Raw genomic sequence first — 26,079 nt, 5'->3', positions numbered from 1 at the left:
GACGTTTATTTTGATTAAAAATCAAAAAATTAGGAAATCAAATTCTGAAACTCTGATTTAGAATAAATACAGAAGGGCTGTATCTCTTTAGGAAGGTGTTCTGATTTGTACTTAATTTGGATGAACTATCCTCATCTGTGGAAAATTGGTAATAATTATGTATCCAGTGAAGGGTAATAATCGCCGGTGAAAAATTATTGAAATTAAGTGTCTGAGATAATCTGTTGAAATCATCTACTTTTTGGGCAGCAATGGTTACGTCCTTGCAACTACCTTCCTGATGACAGTGGTTTTGATGTTTTTTTTCTGACTTGGCACACATCGGACAATGAGCCGTTTGATTTTGGCTTAATGATACACTTTGTGCTTCTCCTTGACAGAAATGGAAATGGAGGGTTGCACCGCTTGCTGCAAGCAAATAAAAAAATAAGCCGATGAACAATGCAATTTTCCTCATTTCCACAAATGTAGATAAAATTTGTATTTTTTATTTGTAATATTTTGGATAAATGTTATAACTTGTAGATAAGAAATGAAAAACCAAAAATTACCGTTATGATGTGTCTATTATTTATTAACTCCATCAGTTTATATTTATTGGCTGTTTTTTTGATCGTTGGTGCAGTTTTACTGTATAAAGGATTCAACCACGTTATTCGTCGCATACAGGAATAATATCGAAAGGTATGGTTTGTCGTGTGATGATTTCTGAAAATAAACGATTTCAGACGTATTGACTATTTGTTGCAAGAATCATAGATAGACGGGGTTATCTCCTTTCGAAAATAACCCCGACTCAATTTTTTATTATCGGCTTAATAGTGGATCACTTTTTCCGCTTTCCCCAGTTTCTATACGGCCCGCATATTGCTCTTGGAATGTATTGTCATCTTTGCAGCTGATACGGAAATCATACCAAAAACTTTGTTTGGAAAGATCAAACTGAATTGTTGTTGTCTCACCGCTTTTGAGTTGGACTTCTTTTTTGCCCTGTCCATAACTGATGTCTTCAAGTAAAAGCTGGTGATTTTTACTGTCTTGATTTATACAAGTGAACAACAGACGACCCGTAAATGATTTTTCATCTCTGCTCTTTTCATAAGTACAACGGATTTTGATATTTGGATGTTTAGTGTCGCCTTTAAACATACGATAAAATCCATTTGGTCCATGTACATCAAGTTGAAATAATCCATTTTCAAACGCATTGATAGCCCAGTTGTCTGACAAACTGCCTCCTGGGGATACGGCATAGTTACGGGAAGTTCCAATCTCACCCTTATAAGGAGTACTATGATATACTGTAAACGGTGAACCCGCAGAATGTTTTCCAAATGTCTTGCTTGAAGCTTCAAATGTTAGTTGATATCTTCCACCGGATAGATATTCTCCATGTGTATAAAGCTCATAGGGAAGAGTGCAGGAGTCACGAAGCCCTTCTTCTTGTTTCGGAAAATAGGGTGAATGGGTAGGATCTTGCTCAATCTGCTTGATCTCATCTGCAGTTAATGCCTTGAATCCCATCGGAAGACCTTTAAATTTTGCCTGGTGAATCTCTTTGATAAATGGCTGACGTTCTAATACCAATGGCTTTTTAATTACTTCTCCATTATAAGGTCTAAAAGCAGAAGTGAGATCTCCGCAGACCGCACGTCGCCAGCTGCTCACATTGGTTTCCTTTGCTTCTTTGTTTACTTTGTGGCTAATGAATTTCTCTAAAAACTGCAAGCTTGAGGTATGGTCAAATACCTGTGAGTTTACCCAGCCACCTCTTGTCCAGGGAGAAGCAATGATCAGAGGGACACGATAGCCCAAGCCGATGTTGCTTTCTCTTCCACTTTCGGGGTAATACTGTTCGTCGCGACGCACAAATTCCAATTTTGGGTCAATATCTGGGGACACTTTACCGCTATCTGCTTCATAAGGATTAGGAGCTGTAAAAGGAGCGAAGTGATCAAAATAACCGTCATTCTCATCATAGGTAAGGATAAAGATTGTCTTTTTCCAGACTTCTGGATTTTGTGTTAGGATATCCATAATTTCGCTCACATACCAGGCACCAAACCAAGGAGAGTCTGGATGATCCGAGAAAAGTTGAGGTGGAGCAAGCCAGGATACCGTTGGTAGTTTACCTGCTTCGACATCTTTTCTAAATTGATATAACACATCACCTTTTGGGATTTGTAATTCCCGTTGATTGTCGCCTTCCTGATAATGCATCGTTTCTAGATCCATGTAATCGGCCTGAGCACTGTTATTTACAAATGCACGACGATGAATATCTTTCGTTTGTTCATCAAGTTTTTCAAAGTTCTCCGTCGTGTATTGTTGTAGCTCTTCCAGCACATGTTGATGTTCCTTATGTAACTTTTCAAGCGTATCTTTCGCCGTTGTTGTGACTATTTTCTTTTCCAGTTCTTCTTTTTTGCGTGCGAGCAGCTCTCTGTAGCGAGGACTATATTTGACTTGATACTGTGGGAAATATTCCATGGGGTTACAGCCAAAATTCGCTAACCAGCTATTGGCTTCACCACTGTATCCAGCACTACTTGAAGAAATCTCATTTTGATATATTTTCCAGTCTACGCCAAGTGCCGAAAGACGTTCTGGGAAGGTCTTCCAGTTTGCTTTACCACTAAATTCTGAGTCACCGTTCCAGACGAGGGCTTTTCCGTTCAGGTTTTCCCGGATATTAGCTGTCCAGAAATAGAGCCGGTTGGGATTTGTACCTGTAATACTTGAACAGAAATGTTGATCGCAGATCGTGAAAGAATCTGCCAGCGAATAGTAGAATGGAATGTCTTCTCGTGTATAATGTCCCATGGTCAGTGGAAGGTCTGCGAACTCTTTAAATCCAGAATGTTTGACATCCAGCCATTTGTCCATCTTTCCCTTGTTTCGGGCATCGGTTTGATCGGTCCAATTATGCGGTAAACATCCCATCCACGTAATTTTTGAATCTTTAATATCCAATCGGAAAGGAGCGTATGTCTCACCTGTCTTCTGCGTCTGTAACCACACTTTGTTTCTGTTTGGCTGGCGGATTGCCCTTGGATCATTGAAACCCCGCACTCCTCGTAGTGTACCAAAAGCATGATCAAAGGATCTATTTTCCTGCATCAGTAGAACCACATGTTCAGCATCATAAAAGGTGCTCCCCAAAGCGGGGTTGATGGCCATTGCTTTTGCAATAGCAGAAGGAATAACCTGCGAAAGTGAGGCTCCTCCGGCAAGCATTGCCGCTTTTTTTAGAAAATCTCTTCTTGTGTCCATGTTTTAGTTTATTTGGTTGGTCATTATCGAAACGTATGTTTTTTCAAATATTGGCTTTTACAGCGTGATTATAAAATAAATAAGCGTTCAGTGAAGGAATTGTTACCTTCGACTGAACGCTTATCTGAATTATCAAACGGATTTTTACCCTTTTATTGATTTTATAAAATCAGGGATCTGATCCATATAATCTTGCTCCGTCAATCTTTTTACAAATGCACTACCGATAATTGCACCAGCAGTATATTGACTTGCTTTTTGAAATGCTTCTTTGTTTGAAATTCCGAACCCAACGATTAAAGGGTTTGTCAGCTGAAGATCATGTATCCGCTTGAAATAAGCATTGGTATCCTCGCCTACATCTAGTGTTTTTCCCGTTGTGGCATTGGAGGACAATAAGTAGATAAAACTATTGGATAGACTATCTATTTTTCGGATTCTTTCAGTTGAAGTCTGTGGCGTTACGATAAAGATATTTGCGATGCCGTTTTTCTCAAAAGTTTCCCTATAGAGATCCTCGTATTCATACATTGGTAGGTCGGGAATAATCACCCCATCTACACCTACATTTTTGCACTCTTCACAGAATTTCTCTACGCCAAATTGGATTACGGGATTTACATAACCCATCAAAAAGACCGGGATTTGTACATGTTGGCGTAGCTCACGTAATTGTTCAAATAATTTTTTGACAGTCATTCCGTTGGCCAGAGCAACTTCCGAACTGTGTTGGATAACAGGTCCGTCTGCAACAGGATCAGAGTAAGGAAAACCTATTTCCAAAAAGTTGGCACCCGCTTCTTCCAATTTCTTGGCTATACGGATTGTACTGTCCAGTTCGGGATATCCCGCTGTAAAATATATAGATAGAAGGGGATTACCTTCTTTTTTTTCAATCGTATTCATGCGTTAAAAATCAAAGTATTTCATATAGTTATCGAGATCCTTATCGCCGCGTCCTGATAAACAAACGACAACGGTTTCATCACCCTTGAAAGGGATTTTTCCTAAATAAGCGAGTGCATGTGAGCTTTCGATTGCGGGGATAATACCCTCCAGTCGAGTGAGTTCCAGTCCCGCGCGCATCGCCTCATCATCTGTGATACTAACATATTTTCCTCTTCCGGATTTAAACAGCCAAGCATGTTGCGGTCCGATGCCAGGGTAATCAAGTCCGGCAGAGATAGAGTAAGGTTCTATTACCTGACCATCTTCAGTTTGCATTAATATGGATCGACTACCATGCAGTACACCTTCTTTTCCTAAAGCTGTTGTCGCTGCAGATTCACCTGAATCAACACCATGTCCAGCAGCTTCTACAGCATATAACTGTACAGATTCCTCATCCAGAAAATGATAGAACATACCGGCGGCATTGGATCCGCCACCCACACAGGCTAATACGATGTCTGGATTCTCTTTACCGGTTTTTGTTAATAACTGCTTTTTGGTCTCTTCGGAGATAATGGATTGGAAGCGGGCGACCATGTCAGGGTACGGGTGTGGGCCCACAACAGATCCAATAATGTAATGTGTATCGACCGGATTATTGATCCAATCACGCAAAGCTTCATTGGTCGCATCTTTGAGCGTTTTTGAACCAGATGTTGCAGGAATAACTTCCGCACCCATCATTTTCATTCGCGCAACATTGGGTGCCTGTCTTTGAATGTCAATTTCTCCCATATAGACGGCACATTGTATCCCCTTTAATGCGCAAACAGTAGCTGTAGCTACACCATGTTGTCCAGCACCCGTTTCTGCGATGATCCTTTTTTTTCCTAGACGCTCAGCTAAAAGGATCTGACCGATGGTGTTATTGATTTTATGTGCGCCAGTATGGTTGAGATCTTCACGTTTGAGATAGATCGTTGTACCATATTTTTCAGACAGTCGCTTCGCATGGTACAAAGGGGAGGGGCGCCCTACGTAGTCACTGAGTAGTTGATTGAATTCCTCCTGAAAACTTTTTTCTCCGATTATCTTGAGATATTCTTCACGTAGCTCTTTTACATTGGGATAGAGCATTTCGGGGATATAGGCACCACCAAATGGACCGTAATACCCTTTTTCATTGACTTGGTATATACTCATTGTTTAATACTATTTATGCTGTGGGCCAAAAGATCGATATCTTTTAACCCCGGTTCTACTTCAAATTTTGAATTGAGATCCAAGGCATATAACCTGGGATCATTTGCTTGTAAAGCGTCTTTGATGTTGTCCGCATCTAATCCGCCACTGAGGAAATAAGGGTACTCGAGCTTGTATTGATGCAATAAAGACCAGTCGAATCGTATGCCTGTACCACCATAGGAGTTACTTTTGGTGTCAAATAGAAAATAATCAATTGCCCCAACATAGGCGTCCAATACTGTCCAGTCGAAATATTGGTCTATACCAAAAGCTTTGATCACAGTTACGGCCGTATGTTGCTTAAGTTCCTCACAAAATTGAGGGCTTTCATCTCCGTGCAATTGAACTGCATTTAAATTGAATTTGTCTATTTTATCATAAATTTCCGTCAGGTTTGCGTTCACAAAAACACCAACTTTTCTGACGCTCTTAAGCCCTTTTATATATTCACGGTTGGCATCGCCAACAAATCGTTTGGATTTTTCATAAAATATAAAGCCGATGTAATCAATAGCAAGAGCGGTCGTTGCGACGATATTGTCGGGGTATTTCATGCCACAAACTTTTATCTTAATTGACATTTTACTGGTTTGTTACTTTTTTGAAACTTTTGAACGCTTTTCCTGTCATGAGTGACTCTTCTGCTTCATAGAAACAGTCACCGAAAGATTTTTCAGGATGAAATGTTTTTATGGCAAATGCCGCATTTGTCAACACTACATTGTTCTGTACATCTGTGCCCTCATTATTCAAGATAGATAAAAACGTCTGTGCTGCTTCAGCCACGCTTTCTCCACCAGCAAGTTCCTGGGGAAGAATAGGGCTAAAGCCTAGTTCCTCCATATTATAATAATTTTCACCCTGATTGTTGATGACCTTGAAATCTCCTGTCATCGATATTTCATCATAGCCATCCAACGCGTGGATAATAGAGTACTGTTTGTTTGTATTTTGGTATAGATAACCATACAGGCGTGCAAGCTCTAAGCTAAATACACCTACAGATTGAAATTTCGGGTTGGCTGGATTTGTTAATGGCCCCAACATGTTAAAAAATGTTTTTACACCCAGGGCACGACGTATTGGCGCAACTGTTTTCATAGCTGGGTGAAACAATGGTGCGTGTAGGAAGCATATGTTGGCTTCGTTAAGCTGACGCTGTAATTCAGCTTTGTCATTCGTAAATTGATAGCCCAAATACTCCATTACATTCGAAGACCCGCAGCTCGACGATACACCTATATTGCCGTGTTTGGCAACTTGATAGCCCGCACCGGCTGTAACGAAAGAAGCAATTGTAGAAATATTGAACGTGTTTTTGCCATCACCACCCGTACCACATAGGTCGATCAGATCGTAGCCATCAAAATCCAATTGGAGACATAGGTCATACATAGCATCTCTAAATCCACCAAGTTCTTCCACCCGAATACTACGCATGCCGTAAGCTGTCATAAAAGCAGCGATTTGATGACTGTCATATTTACCTTTGGCAATGTTGGTCAAGATCTCATAAGCTTCTTTTCGCGAAAAAGACTTGTATTCAAATAAATGGGCTAAAATTTCTTTCATAATTATTTTTAAATAAAAAAGGGCTTACCTTATTCAGGCAAGCCCATCATATCTTGATGTATATCAAATAATGCAATAGGAGTTTGCCACAACGTTATTCGTCATGCCACCACCAAGCTTTATTTAATACAGTTATTATCATTTCCGTTTTTATTAATACAAATATGGTTGATAGAATTTTAAAATGCAAGTGTTTTTATTGAAAAATTTTTAAGAAAGCTCCTTGCGTTTAAAATTGCTTTCAAACCGACCATTGTAGAAGCCGAGAATAAGACGGTTGGATTGTACTTATTTATTTCGAGAATAGAAAGATTGCCCATCAGATTTGCTTGAATACCATAGAAGGTATAGGTACTTGTACGGACAAACAATAAAGCTGATAAAAGACTAATAGAATACGAAATGTGCTTTATTGTTCCCTTTAGAAACTAAAGTAAAGGAGGCAATTTTTTTGTCCCGAATAACAGTAGCAAAAACAAAACGATTGAGATGCCTAACGAAATAGACCTGTTTTGGATCTATTCCTTCAAGGTCAATATCGAAGGTCTCTTTCCGACCAGCTTGTATAAAGTTGATATACTCTAATTTGCTGATATCCTTACTCTGTACATTAATTCGCATCTCATCTATGCTAGCTAGAAGATATTCCTGTTGGTCTTCATCTAGATTTTTTTCTGTTAATATATCCTGGCTTAAAATGATGTCCGTTGCGAGATTGATATCATTGAGACGATGTACAAATTGTTTTAAAACAGTAACATTTTCGGAAGTGACCGGCTTTTCCTGTGCAAATAGGGGAATACATAGCATATAACTTAGAAATGTTAACAACAATACCTTTACTTTTATCTTCATAAGCTTAAGACTGAACTTCATAGCAATGGATTAATTTCCTGAAATAAAAAACGCCTTTAACTAAAGGCGTTTTTTATTTTCTAGTATTCATCTTCATTGAAGAAGAAATCATCTTTTGTTGGATAGTCGGGCCAAATTTCTTCAATATTTTCATATGGCTCACCGTCATCCTCAAGAGATTGTAAGTTTTCAATTACCTCAACTGGTGCACCCGAACGAATAGCGTAATCGATTAATTCATCTTTTGTTGCTGGCCATGGTGCATCTTCTAGATGCGAAGCTAATTCTAATGTCCAATACATATAAAAACAATTTAAGTTCTCTATTTTCGCAAAACTATCATTTAATTTAACTTAAACAAGTAAATCAACTGTTATTTTTGTGTCAATAATATAAGTGTTTGATTTATAATGAAATAATATTTTTAAATATTCTCAAAGTCACTCCCTTTTTCATTCAATGCACTTAGTCGTGGTGATACGGATTTGATATCAGCATTGGGATAATCGTTTTCAATTAGTCCATCGCGCATGCGTACAATGCGATGAGCATGTAGCGCAATATCCTCTTCGTGTGTGACCAAGATAATGGTGTTTCCTCTGGAGTGGATCTCTTCGAGCAAGCCCATGATTTCAATGGATGTCTTTGTGTCAAGATTTCCCGTAGGCTCATCGGCTAATATAATGGAAGGATCATTGATCAGTGCTCTTGCGACAGCCACCCGCTGACGTTGTCCACCAGATAGCTCATTGGGTCTGTGATCCATACGGTGTCCCAACCCAACACTTTCCAATGCGCCAGTAGCTTTTTCTTCACGCTTGGCTTTATTATATCCAGCGTAGATTAGGGGCAGTGCCACATTTTCCAGCGCGGTGCTTTTAGGAAGTAGATTGAACGTTTGAAAAACAAATCCTATCTCCTTGTTTCTTACTTCAGCGAGTTCATCTTCTGACATGTCACTTACATTGATCCCATTGAGAATGTATTCACCTCTACTGGGGGTATCCAAGCAACCTAGAATATTCATCAATGTAGATTTCCCTGACCCTGAGGGCCCCATAAGTGCTACAAATTCTCCTTTATTGATATTGAGGGTAACCGAACTGAGCGCATGAATTGTTTCTGAGCCTATTTGGTATTCCCGCGCAATATCTTTGATTTCGATTAATATCTTTCCTGACATATTTTTTGGACGTTCTCTGGTTGATGAAAATACGATTTATTCTTCATAATCCAATAGGAATGCATTTTGTCATATACAATTTTCTCTAAGTCGGTTGCATTGTTGTCGTCAAAGTCTTTTGTTTCAATAGGTGAAAAAACATGTACTTTAACAATTCCTGGATGAGACCCTCTTTTTGCGCCGTCATCAAAGAAAATGTCCCATGCATTCTCAATGATAATAGGTACTACAGGCACATCATTTTGGACAGCAATACGAAAAGCACCAGACTTAAATGCATGTATTTGAGGTGGAAATCCATCATCGATCTTTCCTTCCGGAAAAATAACGACACTTCGGCCACTCTGAACAAGCTCGTTAGCCCGTTGAAATGCTTTAAATGATGATACTTTGCTCCTTCGTGTGACAGGAATATCTATGGTTTTGAAAAATATACGGGTAACGGGATTTTTAAGAAGTGAAGCCTTACCAATAAATGAAAACGGGACAGGACATAGATAGGTCAGTGCTGTGATATCGAGCACTGAAGTATGATTGGGGCATAGCACCATCGGTCTGTTCCAGTCTATTTTTGATTCGTAAGTTACTTTAAAAAATACACCCGCCAATGCCGATCCTCCAATTGAGACCCAACGCCTCATACGTGCAATCCGCGCATAGTTCTTTTCTGGATTTTGGGCCAAAAAATAGATATAGGGGAATAATACGATGAAAACAAGTAGAACGCTAATAAAATACCAGTAACGATGGAGTTTTTTGAGCAATAGTACCATACAATTCAACTAATTTTGACCTAAAGTAAAAAAAGAAAATGGATAATTAATTATCCATTTTCTTTTTTAGTCTATTGTAAAGCCATATTTCTTGTAAATCTGCTTGGCTGTAGGGGAGTTCATAAATTTCAGAAAATCATCTGCCGCCTGTGGATGTGGTGCATTTTTTAGTTTTGCAGCCACATATGTTGCTGTGGTGTTTTGACTGTCCGGAATTGTGATACCTTCCACCGGATGGCCAATAAGTTTTTGATAAACAACCTCAGATGTCCAGACCGGTGCGACATCGGCTTGACGATAAAGGATACGCATCGGGCTTTCGCGATGATGTATTTTTGTTAAATACGTGCTTCCATCCTTTACTTTATCTTCCATGATTTTCTTGACCAGTTGTTCGCCCCCTGCTTTTTTATACGATGCTTTGATTTGCTCTCCTATGCCTTCCCATTGCGGATTGGGCATGCTAATGCACACATTGGAGTTGCCTAGATCGTTCAATGTTTTGATATTTGCAGGGTTTCCCTGTGGAATCATCAAACATATATTGTTGTAACAATAGGTCTGGGTATGACTGAAATAATCAGCCATGTCATTAATCGCGCGTTTGCTTGCGGTATAGATATCGGGTTTATGCGTAATGCGTAGGTTACCGACGGTAATGGAGCCCCCTTTAATCTGTTTTGCTAGAATTCCGGGAGGCAATGTTTCCACAAAAATACGTTCGTACTGCGGATATTCCTTTTTGAAAGATGTTAATAAATCATCAACGACCATAAACTGATTACCAGCGAAGAAAACTGTTAGCTGTGGATTTTCAATATCGCCATATAGATCTGGAATATTATCGATCCCGGGAACTGTAAAATTCAGCGCCGATTCTGGTGGGGTGTTCCAAGGGGGATCAAAACGATGTTCTTGCGCCATAGTTTTTGTCGATACGAACAAGGCCATAGCGAGGGTGAAGGGGACTAGCTTTTTCATCGTGCTATGGTTTAACAATGACCCAACCTTCATTAGCCCTCAAGATTAACTCACCATTCCCACTGGGGACGTACCCGATAAAATCGAATAATTCTTCTTTTGCAATATGTTTTTCTTCCAATGTATTTAAGCACTGAGCGACAATAACTCCTTTTTCTACGAGGTCCTGAAGTGGTTTTTCATACTGGCTATTCTTCTTTAAATAAGCTTCTGTTCCGCCTGAAAAAGCAACCAGTTCAATTTGAAGATGCCCTTTTAATCGCGGATCTTTCAAAACGTTGTTGATATTTCGAATAGCCTTCTCAATTGTTTTTGGATCATTACTATCCAATTGATAGATCGCTTTATACACTTTTTTCTTGGCAACAGCACCCGTATATTGATGGTTGTTGAGTAATAATTTATTGCTTTGTGCCTTCGCTTGAATCGTTGTCATCGCTAAGAGGATACAAGCGATTGTCAGTTGTTTTTTCATCATATTAAAAATTATAGGGTCCGTGTTTATGTTGTTCTAAACTAATGTTATCTGCGTACGGTGGATAGGGACTGTCCTTTGGTTTTTTTGCCAAATTTGGGTAATCGAGCTCCTTGTTTGCTTTTTTAGGTCGGTCAAAAGAATTGATATAGGCGGCGACATCATAGGCTTCATCGTCGCTGAGCTGAGGCGCGTCGTAGCTTGCTCCTAAGGGCATGTTAGCTTTGATAAAACGTGTTGCTGTAAGCAATCGTGCCATTCCGGCTCCATCGTTATAGCTGTCTTCCCCCCAGAGTGGCGGATATAAATATCCCTTGCCAGTGGGCTGTGCCATGCCTTGTCCATCTTTTCCATGACAGCTTGTACATTTGCCTTCAAATACCAACTGACCGTGTTTTGGATCTGCGGCACGGTTTGGGATCTCCATTTTGACAAAACCCTGGCCGGCTAATCTTCCTTTATTGACTGTATTGATACTGATGTTCTTTATATAGGTAACAATAGCGCGCATTTCTTTGCTGTTTTCTGGAATAGCACGACCATTCATACTTCTTTCAAAACAACCATTAATGCGTTCCTCCAGAGATTCTACTTTGTTTTCCCGTCCAATGTAAACTGGGAAAACATTTGTGAGGCCAACATAAGGAGCCGCGAATGCCTTGGTCCCACCGTTGAGGTGACAACTACTGCAAGCCAATTTATTTCCGATTTTTATGTCACCATCGTAAAAGTAGTCATAGGTATTTTTGATCAGCTTTTCACCATAACTAGCCATTTCCCCTTCAGGATTGTCTTTGAAAGAAACGGCTTTGAATTGTGATACATGTGTAATTAATGAATCATTGGAGAGCGGAAGTGAATCCGTTGAGTTATCATTGGTTGCATGCTTAAGCGGAAACACACATAGTGTTGTACAGGTAATAAACAATGCGACAATGATCCAACTGAGCGCTTTTAGGTAATTTGTTAGTTTTTTGTATTCCATGCCTCTAATTCGTTTGTACAAATCTACCAGCCTATCGACAAGGATTAAAACGATGTTTCTTTATGAGACATAACCAAATGTTATATCTTGAAATTTTGTCTCAGACAGAACTGCAGGAATTGGTTGGGAGTACCCGCAAGGCCACCATATAGATGTGTGAAATAGAAATAACGTTCGATAGACAAATGAGGAATATCGACGATGGTCAATTGATTATTTAAGACCTCCCGCTGAACGGTATGAATAGAAAGAAAGGCAAAACTATGACGGCGGGCCAGATATCCTTTGATACTTTCTGTTGATGGCAATATCATTTCGATCTGGATTTCAGCAAGACTGATCCGTTGTTCTTTTAATGCATTCTCAATAATGGTACGGGTACCCGAACCTTGCTCGCGAAGAACCAAAGGTAAACGCGTTATATCTGAGAGAATAGGATTTTTTAATTGTTTTAATAGCGGGTTTTCGCTATTGGTGACCAATACAAGTTCATCTTTCATGAAAGGGATATACTTTAAAGCCCTATTGTCAGTTGATCCCTCCGTGATTCCGAGGTCTAAGGTCTTGTCAATAAGCTGTTCTTCAATGCTTCGACTATTGGATTGAAAAGATTGGATACGGTTGTTTGGATATTGAGATAAGAAATCTGCCAGTAACGTTGGAAGTACATATTGAGAGATTGTCGTGCTGGCCCCTAATACAAGATTCCCTTTACGTCCTGTTTGTAGTTCTTGTATTTCCTGTCCTGCCTGATTGTAGAGATTGATAATCTGTTGGGCATATTTATAGAGAATTTGCCCCGATTCAGTCAGGTCAAGGTTATTGCCTTTCCGCTCAAAAAGAGGGACGCCGAGTTTTTTTTCCAGTTCCTGAATGTTTTTGCTGACTGCAGGTTGTGAGATGAAAAGTGCCGAAGCTGTCTTGGTGAAATTAAGATGCTGAGCTGCAGTATAAAAAACGATGAGACGAAAATCAAAATCCATAAAAACGATAAAGGGTTATTTCTAAAATTTAAAAATAACCCTTTATCTAATGAAAAACTAAATTATTTGCTTAGTTCTGCGTAATATTTATGAAATAAAGGAATTGTAGAGATACCCATTAGGTAATTCTCTATTCCATATTTCTCGTTTGGTGAATGCAGGTTATCACTGTCAAGTCCAAATCCAAGGAGCACTGTTTTTAGTCCTAGAACGTCTTCAAATAAAGCAACAATTGGAATAGATCCACCACCACGTGTAGGGATTGGTTTTACGCCAAATGTTTCATGTAATGCTTTTTCAGCAGCTTTATAGGCAACACTATCTGTTGGTGTGACTACTGGTTCACCGCCGTGATGCGGTTTTACTTCTACTTTAACATAATCTGGAGCAATACCTTCAAAATGTTTTTTGAATAGTTCAGTAATGCGTTCAGAATTTTGGTTTGGAACAAGGCGCATCGAGATTTTTGCATTTGCTTTGGAAGGTAACACGGTTTTGGCACCTTCACCGATATATCCACCCCAGATACCATTGACCTCCAAAGTAGGACGGATTCCTGTGCGTTCTAAAGTTGTGTATCCCTTCTCTCCCCAGATATTCTGAATACCCAAATCTGATTTGTATTCTTCGATATCAAATGGAGCTTCATTTAATGCTTTGCGTTCTTCAACCGTTAATTCAACGACATCGTCGTAAAATCCAGGGATTGCAATATGATTGTTTTCATCATGCAGAGAAGCAATGAGTTTTGCGAGAATTGTAGCCGGGTTTGCAACAGCACCACCATATACACCTGAGTGCAAATCACGATTTGGTCCAGTGACTTCAACTTCGACATAAGAAAGTCCACGGAGACCTGTCTCCAAAGACGGTTGCGCCATGCTGATCATAGACGTATCCGAAATCACGATTACATCCGCTTTAAGTCTTTCGGTGTTTTCTTTTACAAATGTACCTAGGTTAACAGAACCAACTTCTTCTTCACCTTCGATCATAAATTTGATGTTACATGCCAAAGCATTGTTTTGCATCATATATTCGAAAGCTTTCACATGCATATAAAACTGTCCCTTGTCATCTGCCGAACCACGGGCATATATTTTGCCATCGCGGATAGTCGGTTCAAAAGGAGGGGTATCCCACAACTCATATGGATCTGCTGGCTGTACATCGTAGTGACCATAAGTCAGTACAGTTGGCAATGAAGGATCAATAATTTTTTCACCATAAACGATTGGATTACCAGCAGTGACACAGACTTCTACGTTGTCAGCACCTGCTTCACGCAACTTTTGAGCAACAAATTCAGCAGTCTTCTGTACGTCGCCCTTAAATTTAGGATCGGCACTGACGGAAGGTAAACGCAATAAATCAAACAACTCATCTAAAAAACGTTGCTTGTTTGCTTCTACATATTCTTTAATGTTTTGCATATTGTTTGTATTTGAAACAAATCTACACAAATAGACACATTTAACTCAATTTGTTGTAACCTTTTCGGAAGTGATAGTGACTAATGTTAAAACTAAATCAAATCATTATGGAAAAACAGACAATGGCAGCAGTTATGGCTGTGGGATTATTCACCTGTATCACACTTTGTGTTTATTTTGTCATGCGTTATCGCAGTACCGCAATCAATATCCCGGGAGAGGAAAGAAGAAGACAGCCTGCTGACTGGCAAAAACCGGGGATTCTGGTATTAGGAATAGGTATTGGGTTGTTTATCGTGGGCGTAATACAAAACTATGTCAGTGCCGATTTGCCTGATTCACTCGCGGTCGCAATTTTGATCATAGCTGCCGGTGTGGCAATGATTGTAGCGAATAAACTGGATAAAAAACGCGATATTTAGCCATTCAATGGATGAAATCTATATTCGAAAAGTACTGTCCGGGGATGTAGAGTCATACCGGTATTTTATAAAAACCTATCAGGATATGGCCTTTTCTGTTGCGCTTTCCATTGTCAAGCAGGAACATTTGGCTGAGGATGTTGTTCAAGATGCTTTTATAAAATGTTATCAGTCGCTGTCCTCATTTAAAGGTAAATCAAAATTTAGTACCTGGTTTTATCGTATCGTTGTTCATATTGCTTTTAATAGCATAAGGTATAAGAAATTGACACTGATCGACTTTGATCTGACAGATCATGACCAAGCCTATGATGAATCTATTCTTGATGAAATTATCGACAATGAACGAAGAGAAATGATTAATGACGCCCTTGCTATTTTATCACCCAAAGAATCTGTCGCCCTACGCCTATTCTATTTGGAGGAACAATCAATGGAAGAAATCCAGGAAATAATGGGCTGGACGCTCGCTAATACGAAAGTTATTCTACATCGGGCACGAAAAAATATGCAACTAGTATTGAGTCAATTGATGAAAAAATCCGAATATCATGGATAACAAACACAAGAAAATGAAACAGGCCATGCAAATGAGCAAAGTAAACATGCCCTTTGATGACTTTGAACAACGTATTATGGGCCAGATTGCAGATTTAGAAAATGCAAAATCTAAAGCTCTTTCAGATAGAAAATATGCCATTATATTTTTTCTGTTGGGATCAATCTGTGGTATTCTACTCAATAACTATTGGATGAATCGATTAGAGGTGATGGAAACGATGGCTACATACCGCAGTTATATAATGATACTCTCCCAAATTGTTTTTGTGGTATTAATCTGCTCTTTCTGTCATCAATTATGGAAATTGATCAAGATACAACGCGATAAGAGCTATCAATAATTCCGAACCTTTTGTGGAATTTATCCGATCGCTATATCCTGATTATATAGCCTTTTTATTTCGTCTCAATTAGCCGTAGACCGTTTAAAAATACTTTTTGAGAAATAAAATTAAATTTACTGTAACAAAACATTGGTTTTATATACTAATGTTATATTGATATTCATATACTATCCAACAATTTTATGAAAAGAGTTTTGCAAATTCTCTTGTTTTTCGTTTTCGGTGTTCATGGAATAGCACTAGGGCAGTCCAAAATTGCCGGAAAAATAAGTGATGTAAAAGATCAGATTAAGCTATCTGATGCAACAGTCATGTTGCTAACCGCTAAAGATTCCATATTGGCAGGTTTTACGAGATCAGACGAAAATGGACTTTTTTCTTTATCAAAGCCAGATACAGGATCCTATCTATTAATCGTAAGTTATCCCAAATACGGTGATTATTATACAGAGATTTCTAAAGACAGGGATTATTCCAAGTTAGCTGTTGGACTGACCAAAACGGCCACTTTATTAGAGGAAGTTATTGTTACTGGTCGAATTCCCATTACTATAAAAGGGGATACCACAGAGTATGACGCTGGTAGTTTTAAAGTAGAGAAAAATGCGAAGGTTGAAGATTTGTTGAAAGTCTTGCCGGGGATTACTGTCGATGCGTCCGGAAAAATTACCGCACAAGGTAAAACTGTCAAAAAGGTACTCGTGGATGGTGAGGAGTTTTTTGGTGATGATCCGACATTGGTGACCCGCAATATTCGATCGGATATGGTTGATAAGGTACAGGTTTATGAAAAGAAATCCGAGCAGGCAGAACGAACAGGTGTAGATGACGGTCAACGCGAACAGACTATTAATGTCAAACTAAAAGATGGTTCCAAAAATGGCATGTTCGGAAAAGCCTTGCTGGGTGGCGGTACCAGTGACTATTACATGGGGCAGTTGATGTTAAACAAATTCAAGGGATCTCAAAAGATCTCTGTTTATGGTCTTTTTGGAAATAATGGGACGACAAGTATGAACTGGCAGGATGCACAGAAATATGGTGGTGACTCGGGTGTTTCATATGGGGATGACGGATCCATGTCCTGGACGAATTTTACGGATCCTTTTTCTGGACAAGGTGTTATCGGTATACCACGTGCGATCAATTCTGGTGTCAATTTTTCGGATAAATTCAACAAGGATAAACATAATGTCAATATCAACTATAAATACGGAAGATTAAGCAGTGATGGAGATGATGAGACAATTAGTACTGGCCTGATCAATAATAAATCAACTAAATCCATAGATACGGAGAACGATCAGCATCGCGCCAATTTAAAATATGATCTGAATTTTGATTCATTAAATACTTTGACCATCCGGGGCGGAGCTTCCCGCAAAAATCTTTGGTCGGACAACAGACGTGAAGGCTATCAGTTTACTCAGAATATGGATACAACTGTAGCTGAAAAAACTCATGAGACCATCAAGAATACAATCAACGAATTGAATTTTAGTACTTATTTTACACATAAATTTAAGAAAAAGGGACGTTCATTTACATTTGATGGTCAATTCAGACGAAGTGAAATGATAGGAGATGGTTATCTATTCTCAACTGTTGAAAATAGTTTAGCTAAGAAGGATACCGCAGGTTATACACCAATAGACTCTACAGATCAACGCAAAGAACGCAATAATAAAAATGACGTGTTAGGCGCTTCGGTATCGTATACAGAACCGTTGTCAAAAGTTTGGAATCTTGTTGTCGGAACTGGCATAGAAAGTAGTAATAACTCCTCCCGTGTTGAATCATTCAATAAAGATGCTGAAGGGAAATATAATGACCTAGACACTCGTTTCAGTAACAATTACGATTTTGATAGACGGAGCAGCAGGTATAAATTAGCCATAGTGCATACGACGGACAAGTTTAAGTTTACCGTTGCCAATAATTTTAATAACGATAAACTGGAGCAATATAACAACAATAGTAAGCAAGGGTTGTCCAGAAGTTATTTTACGTATAATCCCAATGTAAGTGCGGGATATTCTTTTACAAAAACCAAGGGGTTATGGTTGAATTACACAGGAAAGAATCAGCTCCCTTCCATGACTCAGATTCAGCCTATTCTGGATAACTCGGATCAGATCAACCGTTATTTGGGAAATGAAAATTTAAAACCTTCTTTTAGAAACTCTCTAAATATCAATTATAACTCCTTTCGTATTCTGACTGGAAGTTATGTCTATGCGGGTGGGAATATCACTTTGGATAAAAATCCAATCACGCAAAATATTGATACTGTAAAAGGACTCAATATCTATACCTGGAATAATGTAAAAGGTAAAACAAATACCTCTGTGAACATCTGGTCTGGCTATCATTTTAAATTGAGCAAAAAATTAGGCTTGTCCAATTCGCCACAGTTCTATCTGAATATGAGTGACAATTATAATCTATTCAATCAGCAACTAAACAAAGTCAATACAACGAATTTTAATTTTACATACAATTTTAAAAGAGATACGAAGACTGGATTGAATTTTGATTTGAACTTCAGCCCCCAATATCGGTTAATGAAATCAAGCTTGGAGCGCAACACAAATAGTAACGGCTTTGTATTTGGATCGAATGGAAGTGTAGAATATTTTATTGGCAAAACCTTTAAAGTATATACAAACTATAGCTATACCTACGAAGCAGCAACGAAGGCTTTTGATCAAAAATTTGAACAATTTTTGTTACACCCCGGGGTAAGTAAAAAATTCCTGAAGAATGAATCGCTCATGTTGGATTTTATGATCAATGATGTGCTTGACCAAAATAAAGGTTTCAGTCGTTCGGCATCAACATCAATTTTTACACAACGTCGTTATGATACGATCCGTAGATATTATATGCTCAAGCTATCTTGGGACTTCACAAAAATGTTTTTATAAAATTTAAGATAAATACCATGCTAAAATATATCGTTTTCCTATGTTTCTGTTGTACTGTTCTAAGCCTCAAGGCGCAGTACACACTATTCGGAAGGTCCGGGAGCATTTCCTACGATAAGACCATGTACATGAAGAATATTGTGGGTAAGAAATTCTTGGCCAAGGCTGATGATAAATCAAAAATATTTTTTGAACAGGTGTTACCCAAGCTGCCTGAAAATGCCGTATTGAAAAAGTCCTTAAAATTCAATGCCAATGAAACTTTGTTTGAACCTGTCAAAGATGATAATCTAGATGAGATGGTTAAAAAGTATATTATGACCTTTGCGCTGGATTTTGAAGGGGTTACCTTGTCCAATATGACGACCCGCTCTTTTCTAAGGTATAATGATATCGTAGGTGAAAAGATTATTGTGGAGGATACAATGAAACGTATCAAATGGAAAGTTACTGATGAATATCGTGAAATTGCAGGTTACAGTTGCCGGAGAGCCAATGGTCTTACAGCTGATTCGATTTATGTGATCGGGTATTATTGTAACGAGATTCCGATCAGTGGTGGACCTGAGTCTATCAACGGGCTTCCCGGGATGATTCTTGGATTGGTGGTGCCCAGCCAGCATGTTTCCTATTTTGCCACTAAAGTCGAATTAAGCAATGATGTGGTCATGGATAAAAAGAGATTCGAAAAAAGCAAAGTGAAACGGATGACGAGAAAGACAATGACCGATCAGATTTCGGGCGTATTATCACAGCACATGAATAAGGAAACGGTTCAATTTATTATGGAGCTAGGCAATTTATAGGAGGATCGTCTTATTCAATAGACAATGTGATTTAAAAATACTAGCTGTTCTGATCGACAAAGGGCCATCCATGGTAGCCCTTTGTCGATGGTAGCAAAATAAAATCAATGTTATTATTGATGATTTTACATGAAATTTTGTTGATATCATCTGACTTATATTGAGTTATCCTGAGTTTGTTGGTGATTTTTTCATTACATAGTTATTTTTTTTTATGACGAAGCAAAAAACATCCAGTAAAATAGTAGTTTTGCCTGCTATTACAATTTGTCACTAAATACCATTTAATAAATTTTATGAAAAGAGTGTGGTTATCACTTTTACTTTTTCTACTTTGCTTATGCGGAATAGTTCAGGCGCAATCCAAAATCGAGGGAAAAATTAACGACGCAAAAGATAAGCTTAAACTTCATAATGCGACGATTATGTTGTTAACTGCCAAAGATTCTATTCTGACAGACTTCACCCGATCCGATGAAGATGGGAGGTTCTCTTTACTACAACCAGATACTGGCCAATATATACTTATCGTAACCTATCCAAAATATGGCGAATATTATGCCAATATCTTGCCAAAGAGGGATTATACAGACCTGTCGATCGGGCTTACAAATAGTGCTACTTTATTGCAGGAGGTAATCGTAACGGGCCGGATTCCGATAACAATAAAGGGAGACACAACGGAGTACGATGCCCGTAGTTTCAAGGTGGAAAAGAATGCGAAGGTTGAGGACCTTCTGAAAGTTTTGCCGGGGATCACTGTAGATGCCTCTGGAAAGATTACCGCACAAGGGAAAACAGTCGAAAAGATGCTTGTTGATGGGGAGGAGTTTTTTGGTGACGATCCAAAATTGGTAAGCCGAAATATCCGTTCGGATATGGTGGATAAGATTCAGGTCTATGAGAAAAAATCTGATAAAGCGGAGAAAACAGGTATTGATGATGGCGTACGTACACAGACCATCAATGTTAAGCTAAAAGAGGAAGCGAAACGTGGTATTTTTGGAAAAGTCGATGCTGGAGGAGGAAACAATAAATTTTATCTTGGTCAGGGATTTTTGAATTATTTTAACCAATCTTTTCGGGTTTCAACTTATTTGATCGCGAGTAATACAGGCAAAACAGGATTGAATGGTCAGGAAGCTTCAAGTATAGGCGGTGATGGAGACGGTTCCGGAAATTTTGAGGGCGAAGGAATTCCTAAGTCCCTCAATACGGGTTTCTTATATTCGGATAAAACCGCAAATAAGAAGCATTCCTGGCGGATTGACTATAAATATAGCCAGTCAAATGTTGATCTGGATAGAAGTATATTTAGCAGAAATGCAGCAAGAGATACCATTCTGATTAGCAATAACAATACAGCTGCTTCCAGTGATAATAAAAGACATAACGTTGGACTGAAATATGAATTTAAAATTGATTCTTTATCCGATTTGACTGTATGGGCAGGCGCAAATAGGAGACGGGATATCAGTTCTTCGAGAACGATCTCAAATACAGTCAACCAATTTGATCAGATGGTTAATGGAAATACCCGAGATTTTCAAAATGATACCAAGTCGGAGCAGTATAATGGTTCAGCACTTTATGTGAAACGATTTAAGAAAAAGGGCCGGTCATTAACAGTCAATTATTTCACCTCAGGAAGTAAGCAGGATGGAGACCAACAGCTATATTCCAGCTTAGTTTACTATAGAAATGGAGATTCTGTGGGAAATACCACCTTGGATCAGAAAAAAGTTATCGATAACAATACATTTGCAGTCGGTGGTGAACTGTCTTATTCTGAGCCGTTATCAAAAAAGGTCATACTAGCTTTTGAATATGGTATTAATTTTGACCGCAATAGCAATTCGGTAAAGTCTCTGAATAAAAATCCAAAAACAGGAGACTACGATGATTTGGATGATGTATATAGTAATGACTTTCTGTATAAAACCACGAAGAACACCTATAATCTTTCGATCAACTATAAGCCGATGGAAAAATTTGTTGTTAACATAGCCAACAGGTTTGAAAATAGTGATTTGTCACAATTGAACAGAGTGGACGACGCACATTTGTCCAGATCTTTCTTTGTTTATAATCCCATTTTGGATTTAAACTATGAGATTAAAAAAAATAGATCTATTTCCGTGATCTATAGAGGAACAAATGGATTACCTTCGCTCAATCAGATTCAGCCACTACGGTCAAATCTTGATCCATTGAACGAATATTTAGGAAACGAAAATTTAAAGCCATCTTATACGAATGAATTGAATTTAAATTTTAGATCTTTTTCAATTCTTACAGGTGAGTTTTATGGTATTTACATTAATGCTTCCCGAACGAATAATGCTTTGGTACAAAACACGACAATAGACTCTGTCGGCAAAACGACCTTTATCTGGGATAACTTAAACCATAATGCCAATAATCAGATTAGTATAAGACCAATGTATTATGGGATTTTATGGAAAAAGTATCAATTGAGACACGGTGGGGGACCTACTATTTCTATTGGTAATAATTATAATTACGTGAATAATGTTTTGGCCAATGCAAAGTTTCAGACCTATTCATTGAGTTATGGACTTCAAAAGTCCTCCACAAAAGGCTTGGATTTTGGACTTGAAGTTTCACCGGGATATGTCATCCAGGATAATTCAATTGGAATGATGGAAGATAGTAAAGGTTTTACATTCTCTTCTAATGGAGAATTTAAATACTTCCTGCCAGCCAAATTTGTATTACGGACAGATTTTAATTATAGATATCAGGCACCAACTGCAGTTTATAGTAAGAAATTCGAGCGTTTTGTCTTGAGTCCTGGGCTGTCAAAAAAGTTTATGAAAGATGAGAAGTTGGAACTGACATTTATGATCAATGACGTATTGAACCAAAATGTTGGCTTTGAGCGAAATCAAAATGGAACACTTTTGACCGAGCGCCGATTTAATACGATCGGTAGGTATTATATGGTAAAACTGAGCTGGGAAATCAACAAGATGTTAGTCAAATCAAAATAGAATGAGAACGATCAGAAATATAATAACCCTATTTTTAATACTGTGTTTGGGAAAGGCGGAGAGTCAATATGCTTATTTTCCAGATCAGGGAACGATTACTTTTGAGAAAACCGTATTTCTTAAAAATTTGATCAAGCGCTATGCGGCTTATTCTAAGGATGAAGAGAGCCGAAATGCATTAAAGGGAATAGTGGAAGGGGCGCCAGAAAATCAGGTGCTTAGAAAGACCTTGAAATTTTCTGCAAATGAAGTCCTTTGCGAACATATTCCTGAAGATTATCCTGAGGCTGTTCAGCAACTGATGCGGATGGGAATTTTTGAGTCTGGAATCAGCAGTTATCAGAATTTGAAAACAAAGGAATTCAAATCTACTTTTGAATTGGCAGGAGAACGGATTGTGATAGCCGATTCTACCCTTAAGATTAAGTGGAAAATTACGAACGAGTACAGGGAGATCGCAGGATACCAATGCCGCAGAGCAAATGGTCTTGTACTTGATTCAATCTATGCTGTTGCATTTTACACAGATCAAATTCCCGTATCTGGCGGGCCATCTGCATTCAATGGTCTACCTGGGATGATTTTGGGTTTGGCTGTTCCAGAGCTCCACTATAATATGTTTGCCACCAAAGTAGAGCTGAGTCCTGTGACGATTTCTTCTAACGAGTTTCTTAAGAAAAAAGACAAACCTTTGAATAGAAAGCAAGTTTACGACAAACTAAATGCTGTATTGGGTGATTATCTCGGTGTGAAGGTGTATAACCTCTTGATGGGCTGTTACTACTTGTAACAAGTTTTAGGTCGTATTAACGCATAAAAAAGGCCCTTCATTTGAAAGGCCTTTTTTATGTAAACTCAAGAAAGATTATTTTCCGTCGTTTTTCTTAGCAGTAACTTCGTTACGAATTTCTTGTGCTAAGGTTTTGATGTCTTGTAATCCTTTACGTACACGTGTACCAGCAGCAGAATTACCATTGTTGAAGAACTTGTCTGCATCAGCTTCGATAGAAGCTACTAACTCTTTTAATTTTACGTAGTTTTCCATTTTTTTATAATTATAATTTTAGTTTTTATGGTTTTTCCTAAACACTCCCTAAATATACAAAAACGAATCAATTTGAAAATAAATTTCGTTTTTTTTTATCGAAAAAGCTTAAAAAAAACTATTCAACAATCTTAAGTTCGTCAATAATGTTAGTTGCGCCAGCAAATTTATCGATGATAAATAATACATAACGGATGTCAACTGAAATTGTACGTTGTAGCTTATGGTCGAAGATCACATCACCAGCCATCGCCTCGATATTACCATCAAAAGCTAGGCCAATTAATTCGCCATTGCCATTTATTACTGGAGAACCGGAGTTTCCACCAGTTATATCGTTGTCACTTAGGAAGTTTACTGGTAAATATCCTTTTTTGTCAGCGTAACGACCATAGTCCTTATTTTTGTACAAATCCATCAAACGTTGTGGCAAATCGAACTCTTCATCACCTTTTTTGTATTTCGCAACAGTACCTTTTAGGGTTGTATAGAAGTTCTTATCAGCGTCGTTACGTGGGTCTTTTGGTAAGCCTTTGATAGTGCCATAAGAAAGACGCAATGTGCTGTTTGCATCTGGATAGAATTTACCTTTTGGATTGGAAGCCAATACGCCAGCAACATATTTGCGGTAAGCTCCGTCAAATTTGTCATGCTCAGCTTTTGCGCTAGGATCTTCCTGACGGTATTTGCTGATCAACGCCGAAGATAACTTATACAATGGATCATTTGCTAAAATTTCAGCATTTGGGTTTTCCAAGTAATTGTTTAAACGCTCTGCAGAAGCAAAAATGCTGTTCTTTACGGATTCTTTGATATAGGCTGTAAAATCGTTATTGTTTTTAGTCGCTAATTCAGCAACATAAGGTGCGATATTTCCGGCCTTTTTTGCGTATAGATTCAGCTCGTCGATCAATACCTGTTCTTCTAGTGGCATATACATTTTTTCGTAGCCAGCATCAATCGCTGATTTTAAACGTGGAAGGATATCTTTTCTCCGCGCTTCATCAGCTGTAGCATAAACTTCTAAACCAGAACCGATGGAGTACGGTAAAGTAGCGATCGCACTAGAACGGATCATACCCATCAAGTAATTATCGTGTTTCGCTTGCTCGTTGGTTGCGGTATAGAATGCATTGATTGTTTTGATCACATCACCGTATTCCGCTTTATTGGCAGCCCTATTTGCCCATTTGTCAAATTTGACCTCATCTTTTGCTTTAGATGCCGCCGTTTTATGTAAGGTCAACGCATCAATCATACCTTGACGATTTTTCCAGTAATTGGCTACTTGAGAATATTTCGAAGCATAGTTTAATTTGACCGCTTGATCCTGATCCATGAATTTCTTCATGGCATCCATACCTGTTTTGGAAGCTTCAACCCAAGCAGGGTACGCAAATTTCACGTTTTGATTGATTCCTCCTGAAGGCATCCAACGATTGGTACGACCAGGATAACCAAGGATCATGGCAAAATCACCTTCCTGAACACCTTTTAAGCTAACAGGTAAGAAATGTTTTGGTTTCAACGGAACATTGTCCTGTGCATATTCGGCAGGGTTCCCGTTTTTGTCTGCATAGACGCGGAAAATTGAAAAGTCACCAGTGTGACGAGGCCACTCCCAGTTGTCCGTGTCGCCACCGAATTTACCAATACTATTTGGTGGAGTTCCCACTAAACGTACGTCATTATAATCTTGATACACAAAATAATAATACTCATTTCCTTGGTAGAAAGATTTTACCTCAACAATATACTTACCATTTTCGCTGTTTTCCTTTTGGATTTTTGCAATCTCAGCCGCTATGATTTTGTTGCGCTCATCTTCAGTCATTTTATTGTTAACCAAACCTAAGATACGTTTTGAAACATCATCCATACGTACAAAAAAGCGTACAGATAGCGATTTAGGTTTCAATTCCTCACTTTTCGATTTTGCCCAAAAACCATTTGTTAAGTGGTCGTTTTCTGGTGTTGACAATTCAGCAATTGCTCCGTAGCCACAGTGGTGATTGGTGAATACCAAGCCCTGATCTGAGACAATTTCCGCTGTACAGCCACCAGCGAATTGCACGATAGCGTCTTTTAAGCTAGAGTTGTTAATGCTGTAGATCTCTTCGGCACTCAAACGAAGCCCCTTTTTTTGCATATCTGCCTCATTTAGACGCTTCAGATACATTAAAAACCACATTCCCTCATCGGCAAATGCAGCAAAGCTTGTTGTTATCAACAACAAACACATCCATAATTTTTTCATATCAACCTGATAAAAAGTTTGTTTATACCGTACAAAAATGCTTTAATTCTATTA

Annotated in this window: 24 protein-coding genes; 7 read left to right on the top strand and 17 right to left on the bottom strand. The window is 38.5% G+C overall.

Annotation, left to right across the window (positions count from 1 at the left end):
- Nucleotides 1-37: 37 nt before the first annotated feature.
- The 15 genes from AC07UV_RS03930 to AC07UV_RS03860 form a co-directional block, all read right to left on the bottom strand.
- Nucleotides 38-457 carry an HYC_CC_PP family protein gene (locus AC07UV_RS03930; protein ID WP_495182789.1) on the bottom strand — a complete coding sequence of 140 codons (420 nt, stop codon included), beginning with the start codon at nt 455-457 and terminating at the stop codon, nt 38-40.
- A 350-nt stretch (nt 458-807) separates the two neighbouring features.
- Entirely contained in the window at nt 808-3,273 is a 2,466-nt protein-coding gene (locus AC07UV_RS03925; protein ID WP_495182788.1) for a phosphocholine-specific phospholipase C, read from the bottom strand.
- A gap of 144 nt (nt 3,274-3,417) precedes the next feature.
- On the bottom strand, nt 3,418-4,179 hold the full coding sequence (gene trpA / locus AC07UV_RS03920) for a tryptophan synthase subunit alpha (protein WP_495182787.1): 762 nt from the start codon (nt 4,177-4,179) through the stop codon (nt 3,418-3,420).
- Between the two features lie 3 nt (nt 4,180-4,182).
- On the bottom strand, nt 4,183-5,367 hold the full coding sequence (trpB, locus tag AC07UV_RS03915; protein ID WP_495182786.1) for a tryptophan synthase subunit beta: 1,185 nt from the start codon (nt 5,365-5,367) through the stop codon (nt 4,183-4,185).
- The gene (locus AC07UV_RS03910) at nt 5,364-5,963 is read right to left on the bottom strand and encodes a phosphoribosylanthranilate isomerase (protein WP_495182785.1); all 600 of its coding nucleotides are present in this window, start codon (nt 5,961-5,963) and stop codon (nt 5,364-5,366) included. The genes trpB and AC07UV_RS03910 overlap by 4 nt, the downstream gene beginning before the upstream one ends.
- Nucleotides 5,964-5,991: 28 nt before the next feature.
- On the bottom strand, nt 5,992-6,981 hold the full coding sequence (gene trpD / locus AC07UV_RS03905) for an anthranilate phosphoribosyltransferase (protein ID WP_495182784.1): 990 nt from the start codon (nt 6,979-6,981) through the stop codon (nt 5,992-5,994).
- 387 nt (nt 6,982-7,368) lie between these two features.
- Complete coding sequence (locus AC07UV_RS03900) at nt 7,369-7,836, bottom strand: hypothetical protein (protein WP_495182783.1); 468 nt, start codon at nt 7,834-7,836, stop codon at nt 7,369-7,371.
- 80 nt (nt 7,837-7,916) lie between these two features.
- On the bottom strand, nt 7,917-8,138 hold the full coding sequence (locus AC07UV_RS03895) for a DUF2795 domain-containing protein (protein WP_028072584.1): 222 nt from the start codon (nt 8,136-8,138) through the stop codon (nt 7,917-7,919).
- 122 nt (nt 8,139-8,260) lie between these two features.
- Complete coding sequence (locus AC07UV_RS03890) at nt 8,261-9,019, bottom strand: ABC transporter ATP-binding protein (RefSeq protein ID WP_282250299.1); 759 nt, start codon at nt 9,017-9,019, stop codon at nt 8,261-8,263.
- Nucleotides 9,001-9,792, bottom strand: coding sequence for a lysophospholipid acyltransferase family protein (locus tag AC07UV_RS03885; protein ID WP_495182782.1), 792 nt, complete (start codon nt 9,790-9,792; stop codon nt 9,001-9,003). The genes AC07UV_RS03890 and AC07UV_RS03885 overlap by 19 nt, the downstream gene beginning before the upstream one ends.
- Before the next feature lie 66 nt (nt 9,793-9,858).
- Nucleotides 9,859-10,773, bottom strand: coding sequence for a substrate-binding domain-containing protein (locus tag AC07UV_RS03880; RefSeq protein WP_495182781.1), 915 nt, complete (start codon nt 10,771-10,773; stop codon nt 9,859-9,861).
- 4 nt (nt 10,774-10,777) lie between these two features.
- Nucleotides 10,778-11,251, bottom strand: coding sequence for a DsrE family protein (locus AC07UV_RS03875; RefSeq protein WP_282250295.1), 474 nt, complete (start codon nt 11,249-11,251; stop codon nt 10,778-10,780).
- 1 nt (nt 11,252) lies between these two features.
- Entirely contained in the window at nt 11,253-12,233 is a 981-nt protein-coding gene (locus tag AC07UV_RS03870) for a c-type cytochrome (RefSeq protein WP_495182780.1), read from the bottom strand.
- An 80-nt stretch (nt 12,234-12,313) separates the two neighbouring features.
- Nucleotides 12,314-13,216, bottom strand: coding sequence for a LysR family transcriptional regulator (locus AC07UV_RS03865; RefSeq protein ID WP_120261560.1), 903 nt, complete (start codon nt 13,214-13,216; stop codon nt 12,314-12,316).
- 62 nt (nt 13,217-13,278) lie between these two features.
- Nucleotides 13,279-14,649 carry a dipeptidase gene (locus AC07UV_RS03860; RefSeq protein WP_495182779.1) on the bottom strand — a complete coding sequence of 457 codons (1,371 nt, stop codon included), beginning with the start codon at nt 14,647-14,649 and terminating at the stop codon, nt 13,279-13,281.
- A gap of 107 nt (nt 14,650-14,756) precedes the next feature.
- Here AC07UV_RS03860 and AC07UV_RS03855 point away from each other — a divergent pair, with 107 nt between their 5' ends.
- The 7 genes from AC07UV_RS03855 (at nt 14,757) to AC07UV_RS03825 (ending at nt 23,513) form a co-directional block, all read left to right on the top strand.
- Complete coding sequence (locus tag AC07UV_RS03855; RefSeq protein ID WP_282250289.1) at nt 14,757-15,071, top strand: hypothetical protein; 315 nt, start codon at nt 14,757-14,759, stop codon at nt 15,069-15,071.
- Between the two features lie 7 nt (nt 15,072-15,078).
- On the top strand, nt 15,079-15,630 hold the full coding sequence (locus tag AC07UV_RS03850) for an RNA polymerase sigma factor (protein WP_495182778.1): 552 nt from the start codon (nt 15,079-15,081) through the stop codon (nt 15,628-15,630).
- Nucleotides 15,623-15,973, top strand: coding sequence for a hypothetical protein (locus tag AC07UV_RS03845; protein WP_495182777.1), 351 nt, complete (start codon nt 15,623-15,625; stop codon nt 15,971-15,973). Before AC07UV_RS03850 ends, AC07UV_RS03845 begins: the two co-directional genes overlap by 8 nt.
- Before the next feature lie 185 nt (nt 15,974-16,158).
- Complete coding sequence (locus AC07UV_RS03840; RefSeq protein ID WP_495182776.1) at nt 16,159-18,903, top strand: outer membrane beta-barrel protein; 2,745 nt, start codon at nt 16,159-16,161, stop codon at nt 18,901-18,903.
- Nucleotides 18,904-18,920: 17 nt separating this feature from the next.
- Nucleotides 18,921-19,709: a GLPGLI family protein gene (locus AC07UV_RS03835; protein WP_495182775.1), complete on the top strand. Its 789-nt coding sequence runs from the start codon at nt 18,921-18,923 to the stop codon at nt 19,707-19,709.
- Nucleotides 19,710-20,005: 296 nt separating this feature from the next.
- Nucleotides 20,006-22,723, top strand: a complete 2,718-nt coding sequence (locus tag AC07UV_RS03830) for an outer membrane beta-barrel protein (RefSeq protein WP_495182774.1) — start codon at nt 20,006-20,008, stop codon at nt 22,721-22,723.
- A gap of 1 nt (nt 22,724) precedes the next feature.
- Entirely contained in the window at nt 22,725-23,513 is a 789-nt protein-coding gene (locus AC07UV_RS03825; protein ID WP_495182773.1) for a GLPGLI family protein, read from the top strand.
- A gap of 75 nt (nt 23,514-23,588) precedes the next feature.
- Here the strand turns inward: AC07UV_RS03825 and AC07UV_RS03820 are convergent, their stop codons facing one another.
- Entirely contained in the window at nt 23,589-23,768 is a 180-nt protein-coding gene (locus AC07UV_RS03820) for a BF3379 family histone-like protein (protein WP_045753606.1), read from the bottom strand.
- A gap of 118 nt (nt 23,769-23,886) precedes the next feature.
- A complete protein-coding gene (locus tag AC07UV_RS03815) occupies nt 23,887-26,025 on the bottom strand; it encodes a S46 family peptidase (RefSeq protein WP_495182772.1) in 2,139 nt (712 codons plus the stop codon).
- Nucleotides 26,026-26,079: the final 54 nt, after the last annotated feature.

The organism is Sphingobacterium sp. GW821-FHT03E03 (assembly GCF_059420745.1).
The sequence above is the reverse complement of the archived record's forward strand: the minus strand, read 5'-3'. Positions and strand labels throughout refer to the sequence as shown.